The sequence below is a fragment of the Nonomuraea zeae genome (genome assembly GCF_005889725.1).
GTDB lineage: Bacteria > Actinomycetota > Actinomycetes > Streptosporangiales > Streptosporangiaceae > Nonomuraea > Nonomuraea zeae.
Map to the genome: position 1 here is coordinate 26,181 of NZ_VCKX01000129.1, position 6,494 is coordinate 32,674.

The following is a 6,494-nucleotide window of genomic DNA, read 5'->3' on the forward strand; positions in this document are numbered from 1 at the left end:
CCTGATCTGAGACGGCGTTCCAGGTCATGCTGAGTCGAGCATGCGAACCATGTGCAGCTTGGCGATGGCCTGTCCGCCGATGATGACCGCCCGAGGCTCGCGCCCCCACACCTCGAAGCCGCATGAGCGGTAGAGACGCTCGGCGGGCAGGTTGCCCTCGGACACGGTGAGGCCGACCTGGGCCAGCCCGTCCGTGGCCGCGGCGATCCGCAGGATCCGCTGGACCAGGGCCTTGCCGATGCCGCGGCCGGCGGCGTGCGGCGCGACCGCCATGCCGAACAATGTGGCTTTGTGGCGCTCCTGCTGACGGCGGGGGACCGACAGCCCGGCGATGCCGACGAGCCGGCCCGCATCGAACGCGCCGATCACCGCGTCGTCCGGCCGCCCGGCGGCGGCCAGCCGTTCGATCGTCACCGACAGCGGCTTGGCGCTCTCCTCCTCGTAATGGGAGGTGAACGCCGTGGGGGCGGTTCGCAACGCCTCCAGGCGAAACATCCGGTATTGCGCCGCGTCCTCGACTCCGAGCCGGCGTACGGTCACGCTCTCGTGCCCGACGCCCGGCATCCTCCCGTGAGTCCCGGGGCGATCAGCCGAGGCGGACATGAGCGCTCTCGTATGCGGGCACGCATCGCGCGACCGAGATGCGCGGCACCTTCCGCGCCGTGCCCGGGACACCCGGATGGTTGTTCACGTGATCTCCAGGATCATCAGGGTCCCCAGCACTTGGGGGAGCGCTGACGTGCAGGATCGGTCCGCCGGACCGGGGCGAGCGTAGCACGGGCGATGCGGGACACTCCTGGCGGAATCCGGTCTTCCTGGTGGTCAGGTCACCGGCGTGCGTCGGTCCACCAGCGTCTGCCCCCGGCTGTGCCCGGGCGCGAGCTCCACGCGCACCGGCAACCGCTCGGTGCTCAGCCCGTCCCGTCGGCGCCGTGGATGTGGCCGGCGTCGCGGGCCCGCTCGATGAGGGGGCGGGTGGCCCCCGCGCCCACCGGTACGTCCGGCGCCCCGGCGGCGTCCAGCACCTTCAGCGTGTTGCGCACGACCTGATCGAGCCCGGCGTTGCCGGCCACGCAGCTCACCGCGCGCAGCCGCAGGTCCGGATGGCGTACGGCGAAGAGCAGGGCCAGGGCGTCGTCCACGCCGGTGTCCACGTCGAGAATCAGGTCCGTCATCGCGGTTCTTTCGTGCTGATCAGTACTTGGCTCAGGGTTTCCGCCCCCCGGAAGCGCACGGCGGTCCAGCCTGCGGCGCGTGCGGCGTCGACGTTGGCGGGGCTGTCGTCGATGAACAGGATGTCGCCGGGAGCGGCACCGAGTCGTTGCGAGGCGGCCTCGAAGGCGGCCGGGGCCGGCTTGCGGTGTCCGAGACGATGGCTGAACAGCAGGTGATCGAAGCCGTCGAACATGGTGGGGTGGAGCCGGGGCAGCGCCTCTTCCTCCAGCGGGCCGTTGTTCGTGAACAGTGCCACCGGCCGTGCGCCGCGGTGCTGGTCCAGCGCCTCACGGACGGCGTGGTCCGGTTGGAAGGCGCTGCACCAGGCGGCGTCGAGGTGATCGTCGCTGCCGGTGAAGCCGGTGACGGCCCGGATGTGCCGCCGGATCTCTGCCGGGTGCGGGTGCTTGCCCGCGTCGCAGTCGGCGCTGAACCCGGACCGCCACAGCAGCTCGTCGATCCGGTCCGCGGGGAGCGCGAAGACGCCGGCCATGTGCTGCAAACGACGGGCGTGGTCGAAGTGGAACAGCACGCCGCCCAGGTCGAGGACCAGGTGCCGGCGACTCACGCGGCGACCTCGCCCGCCGCGGCTCGGATCTGAGATGCTGCTCTCTTCAAGGATCTCATATTTGGGACAATATCCCTTGTTTTGGGATACCGCGCTAATCTGCGCGCCGCCCCGGCGATCTTCGTCTCGCTGCTCCGGGGGAACGCGACGCCTCAGACCGGGCGGACCGAGGCCGGGACATCGGCGAAGTCGGCGCTGCGGGATGTCTCGGCCCACTGCTCGACCTCCTCCAGGCCGCGCCGGTAGGCGCCCGCGATGCGCTGGACCGCCTCGCGCCCGAGCGCCAGCCGCAGCGGGACCACGTCACCGTGCGCCAGCGAGCCGATGATCTCCGCCGCCCGCGCCGGGTCGCCTTCCTGGCGGCCGTCCACCCCGGCCATGTCCGCGCGGACGGCGGCGAGCACGTCCTCGTAGTCCGGCGAGGCCGCGGTGAACTCGAGCACGTCGGTGGCGTGGAAGCCGGTCCTGAACCGGCTGGGCTCGACGATGACCACGCGGATCCCGAACGGCGCGACCTCCCCGGCCAGGGCTTCGGACCAGCCCTCAAGGGCGAACTTCGAGGCGGAGTAGGCCGACACGCCGGGGAACGACGTCCGCCCGCCCTGGCTGCTCATCTGCACAATGGTCCCGGCGCCCTGGGCGCGCATCGCGGGCAGGGCGGCGCGGACGAGCGCGGCGGGGCCGAACAGGTGCAGATCCATCAGCTCGCGCAGCTGCGTGTCGCTGACCTCCTCGACCGCGCCGACCAGGGCCCGACCGGCGTTGTTGACGAGAACGTCGAGCCGGCCGAAGCGATCGATCGTGTCCCGCACGAGGCCCTCCGCCGCCGCGGTGTCCCGGACGTCGAACGTCGCGACCAGGCAGGTGTCCGGGTAGCCGGCCGCGAGGTCGGCCATGCTCTCGGGCCGGCGCACCGCCGCCACCACGTTGTCGCCCGCCGAAAGCGCCCACTCCGCCATGGCGCGCCCGAATCCACGAGACGCGCCGGTGATGATCCATGTCTGCTTCGTCATGGCGGCAACGCTAGGCGTTCGAGCGCGCTCGAACGCAAGTCCACGTGACGGCTCTGGCCGGCCCGACACAGCGGCGATGCCGCCTCCGGGCCCACGACGTCACCGCGATCCCGTCCGGCCTTCGACGGGAGGGATGTTGTGGTTCGATCGGAAGATGTTTTCCGGGTCGTAGATGGCTTTGATACCGGTCAGCCGCCGGTAGGCCGCGGCGTCGTACGCGGACGGCACCCGCGCGGCGCCGTTCGCGCCGTTCATGAAGTTGAGGAACCGGCCGCCGGTGCTCCAGGGCGCGACCGCCTCGATCACGCGCGCGTGCGCCGGCCGGATCTCGGCGAGATCGGCGCGTTCCAGGCGGGAGACGACGTTGAACAGGTAGCGCGCGTCGCGGTTGCCGACGGCGTTGTCCACGGCGGGCGGATGGGCGAGCCGTCCGCCCAGGTGGCGCAGCTCGACGATGTGCGGCACCGGCTCGTGCGGGCCGGCCAGGTCGAGGACGGCCCGTACGGCGGCGGCGTCGAGCTCGCCCAGCATCGCGGTGTCCGCCTCGAACGCCCCCGGGACGACGGGGTCGTTGTAGATCGACCCGGCTTCGGCGTAGGCCAGCTCGCCGACGGTGTCGCTGATGGCGCCGATGGCCCGCAGCGGCGCCACCAGGCGCTCACCGGTCTCCGGGTCGCCGGTCGCGCAGGCGATGCGGACATGGACGGTGTGCCGGCCGCGTAACGGCTCGGGGATCGCCGGGACGTCCGGCAGGGAGATCAGCGCCACCGAGGAGTTCATCGTCTCGGGCATGGTGGCGGCCCATCGCAGGTAGGCGCCGAACACCTCGGCGGCCTTGCCGGCGGGGAAGACCAGCGCCCCGCCGTAGAGCGTGGTGACCGGAAACAGCTCGATCTCCATCGCGGTCACCACGCCGAAGTTGTCCCGGCCGCCGCGCAGGGCCCAGAACAGGTCCGGTTCGGAGTCGTGGGCGACGTGCCGCAGCCGGCCGTCCGCCGTGACGACCTCAAGGCGGCGTACGTGGTCAGCGGCGTAGCCGTACCCGCGGGACAGCAGGGCCAGGCCGCCGCCGAGAGTGTAGGAGACGGCGCCCAGGTGCGGGGCCGAGCCGGACAGGGGCGCCAGCCCGGCCGGCTGCGCCTCGCGGATCACCTGATCCCACCGCGTCCCCGCGGCCACCCAGGCGGTGCGGGTCTCGGCGTCCATCCGGACGGCGCTCATCCGGGAGGTGGTGATCAGCACGCCGCCCTCGGCGGCGACGGCGGCCGAGGCGTGCCCGGTGGCCTGCACCGCCACCGCAAGCCCGCGGCTGCCCGCGTACGTCACCGCCGCCCGCACGTCGGCGGGTCCGGTGGCGCCCACCACCAGGTCGGGGCGGTGCCGGCGGGCGGTCTGGAATCCGGCGCGCTCGGCGTCGTACCGGTCGTCCCCGGGCGCCAGGACCGGGCCGGTGATCTGCCTGGTCAACGCCTCGATCTCCGCGGCGCTGACGGTGGAGGTGTTGAAACGGGTCATCGTCCGTCCTTGTCGGTGTCGGAGCCGGCCTGAGGTGACCTGGCCGGTGCTTCGCCATCGGGGAGCCAGGAGGCCAGGAACCGGCCGGCCCGATCCAGTGCCGCCGCCGCTTCGGCCGATTCGGTGAGCTGGAACACGTGCGGCCGGCCCGGAGCCACCTCCAAGGTCACCGCCACCTCGTCGGCCCCGGCCCGCCCGGCCAGCCGTACGGCGTCATCCAGCAGTACCTCGCTCGAACCGACCTGGATCAGCAGGGGCGGCAGCCCGGTGAGGTCGGCGAAGAGCGGGCTCGCTCCGGGCGCCGACCTGTCGCCGTCCGGGACGTACTGGGCGAAGTACCACTCGAGCTCGGCCCGGGTGAAGATCGGGTCGATCCCGTCCTTGGACTGCAGGCTCGCGCCGCTGAGGGTCAGATCGGTGACCGGCGAGAACAGCACCGCCGCCGCAGGCAGCGGCAGGCCCGCCTCGCGGGCGCGCGTCATGGTGACGACGGCCAGGGCGGCACCGGCCGAGTCGCCCGCGATCACCAGGCGCCGGGGGTCGGCGCCGGAGTCCAGCAGCTCGCGGTAGGCCGCCAGGCAGTCATCGGGTGCGGCCGGGAACGGATGTTCCGGGGCGAGCCGGTAGTCGAGCGAGAGCGCCCGGCCGTCGAGGTGGCGCAGCAGCGCGACGGTGAGGTGGGCGGGGACGCGGGCCGCCCCGACCACGAAGCCGCCGCCGTGGAAATAGAGCAGCACGTCCTGTCCTGCCGTGCCGGGCGTCTCGACCCGCAGTTCCAGTGCGGGCCGCCCGCCGAGCGTGGTGGCCGAGGAGCGGACGTCCGGAGGCAGGGGTCTGGTGAGCAGGGTTGCGAACTGCTCGCGCTGTTCGGCGAGGCTGGGCATCTCGTCCTCCCGCAATTAGTCAAGCTACCTGACAGTCAGGTGACCTTAACATGCCTGCTGATATAGTCAAGCCGCCTGACGACATGGCTTGGGAGAAGGGCTGCGGGATGACGACGCGATCCGGGGCGCACGGGCGGCAGGACGAGCCCGACGTGCCGCTCCCCACCCTGCTCACGCAGGCCAAGGACATCGCGATCGGGCGACTCCACGAACGGCTGGCCGACGAGGGGTTCGAGGGGATCCGGTACGTGCACGGCGCCGTCTTCCGGTTCGTCGACGCCGAAGGCTCGCGCCTGACCACGCTCGCCGAACGCGCCGGGCTCACCAAGCAGGCGATCGGCGAACTGGTCAGCGAGCTGGAGGAGCACGGTTACGTCGAGCGGGTGCCCGACGCGGGCGACCGCCGGGCGAAGATCATCCGGCTCACCGACCAGGGCGCGGCGGCCCAGCTCGCCGCCGGCCGGATCCTCGCGGACATCGAGCGGCGCTGGTCACGGCATCTCGGCGGGGACCAGGTCGCCCTGCTGCGGCGCGCCCTGGAAGAGGTCATCGCCCTCGAGAACGGTTAGCGCCTCGAAGACCCGAGCCGCCGGCCAGGTGGGGTGCGCCCACTACGCCACGGGCTGCGAGCGCGCGATTCGGGATGTCGCCGCCGCGAGGAGGCGTGGGGCGAGAGCCGCCGCCTGGGCGCGGATCTCCGGCACGGCGGTCGTCTCGTACAGGGTGCCGCGCAGCAGGGGGCCGAGAGCGAACAGGCGTTCGCTCGGCCGCCCGGCCGCGTCCAGCACCGCGCCGTCCGGGCCGGCGTCGAGGCCGAGCCGGAAGGGGTCGGGCCGGGCCGTCCCCGCGGTGATGAGGCTCGCGAGGAAGGGGTCGGTGGTGACGTCGCCGCCGGGCCCGGTGGCGTTGACCAGCCAGCCGACGTCGAGGTCGGTCATGGTGCCGTCCAGGTCGGCGCGGACGCGCAGGCCGCCGCCGGTGGGCTCGGCCTCGGCCAGGGTGCCGCGCAGCAGCCGCAGCCGCCCGCCGGCTCGCAGGTCGTCGATGGCGGCCGCGGAGGCGGGCGGGATGCGATGGCGGTGGATCTCCCAGTAGCGCGCCACCCGCCGCAGGAACAGCCGCCGCTCGTCCGGGCCGAGCCGCCGCCACAGCGCCTGGGCGTGCGGGCGCAGGCCCTCGACGACGCCCTGCCAGTCGCCGTCGCTGTCGCGTACGGCCCGCCGCGCGGCGGCCAGCAGGTCCGCGACCCGCAGCGTCCCGCCGGGAAGGGCCACGGGGATGGGCGAGGCGGGGCTGGGC

General features: G+C 73.1%; 8 protein-coding genes. 1 reads left to right on the plus strand and 7 read right to left on the minus strand.

The annotated features are described in order from the left end of the window. Nucleotides 1-24: 24 nt before the first annotated feature. The 6 genes from ETD85_RS33840 to ETD85_RS33865 all read right to left on the minus strand — a co-directional run bounded on the left by ETD85_RS33840 (nt 25) and on the right by ETD85_RS33865 (nt 5,210). A complete protein-coding gene (locus tag ETD85_RS33840; protein WP_170246979.1) occupies nt 25-564 on the minus strand; it encodes a GNAT family N-acetyltransferase in 540 nt (179 codons plus the stop codon). Between the two features lie 347 nt (nt 565-911). Continuing rightward, nucleotides 912-1,175 carry a nucleoside hydrolase gene (locus ETD85_RS33845; RefSeq protein WP_138693887.1) on the minus strand — a complete coding sequence of 88 codons (264 nt, stop codon included), beginning with the start codon at nt 1,173-1,175 and terminating at the stop codon, nt 912-914. Next, on the minus strand, nt 1,172-1,783 hold the full coding sequence (locus tag ETD85_RS33850; protein ID WP_138693888.1) for an HAD family hydrolase: 612 nt from the start codon (nt 1,781-1,783) through the stop codon (nt 1,172-1,174). Before ETD85_RS33850 ends, ETD85_RS33845 begins: the two co-directional genes overlap by 4 nt. A 152-nt stretch (nt 1,784-1,935) precedes the next feature. Continuing rightward, entirely contained in the window at nt 1,936-2,796 is an 861-nt protein-coding gene (locus ETD85_RS33855) for an SDR family NAD(P)-dependent oxidoreductase (RefSeq protein ID WP_138693889.1), read from the minus strand. A 99-nt stretch (nt 2,797-2,895) separates the two neighbouring features. Then, nucleotides 2,896-4,311 carry an FAD-binding oxidoreductase gene (locus tag ETD85_RS33860; protein ID WP_138693890.1) on the minus strand — a complete coding sequence of 472 codons (1,416 nt, stop codon included), beginning with the start codon at nt 4,309-4,311 and terminating at the stop codon, nt 2,896-2,898. Then, on the minus strand, nt 4,308-5,210 hold the full coding sequence (locus tag ETD85_RS33865) for an alpha/beta hydrolase (protein WP_240779609.1): 903 nt from the start codon (nt 5,208-5,210) through the stop codon (nt 4,308-4,310). Before ETD85_RS33865 ends, ETD85_RS33860 begins: the two co-directional genes overlap by 4 nt. 92 nt (nt 5,211-5,302) lie before the next feature. On the opposite strand from ETD85_RS33865, the gene ETD85_RS33870 reads away from it, so the two are divergent. Then, nucleotides 5,303-5,764 (plus strand): MarR family winged helix-turn-helix transcriptional regulator, encoded by a 462-nt coding sequence (locus tag ETD85_RS33870; RefSeq protein WP_170246980.1) that lies wholly within the window; start codon nt 5,303-5,305, stop codon nt 5,762-5,764. 42 nt (nt 5,765-5,806) lie between these two features. Here the strand turns inward: ETD85_RS33870 and ETD85_RS63480 are convergent. Then, nucleotides 5,807-6,494: FAD/NAD(P)-binding protein (locus tag ETD85_RS63480; RefSeq protein WP_420847264.1), on the minus strand; the 688-nt coding region annotated here is incomplete at its 5' end.

What these genes read in the sequence shown, in the direction of transcription:
- ETD85_RS33840 (WP_170246979.1), bottom strand. Translation starts at nt 564, where the DNA reads ATGCCGGGCGTCGGGCACGAGAGCGTGACCGTACGCCGGCTCGGAGTC.
- ETD85_RS33845 (WP_138693887.1), bottom strand. Translation starts at nt 1,175, where the DNA reads ATGACGGACCTGATTCTCGACGTGGACACCGGCGTGGACGACGCCCTG.
- ETD85_RS33855 (WP_138693889.1), bottom strand. Translation starts at nt 2,796, where the DNA reads ATGACGAAGCAGACATGGATCATCACCGGCGCGTCTCGTGGATTCGGG.
- ETD85_RS33860 (WP_138693890.1), bottom strand. Translation starts at nt 4,311, where the DNA reads ATGACCCGTTTCAACACCTCCACCGTCAGCGCCGCGGAGATCGAGGCG.
- ETD85_RS33870 (WP_170246980.1), top strand. Translation starts at nt 5,303, where the DNA reads ATGACGACGCGATCCGGGGCGCACGGGCGGCAGGACGAGCCCGACGTG.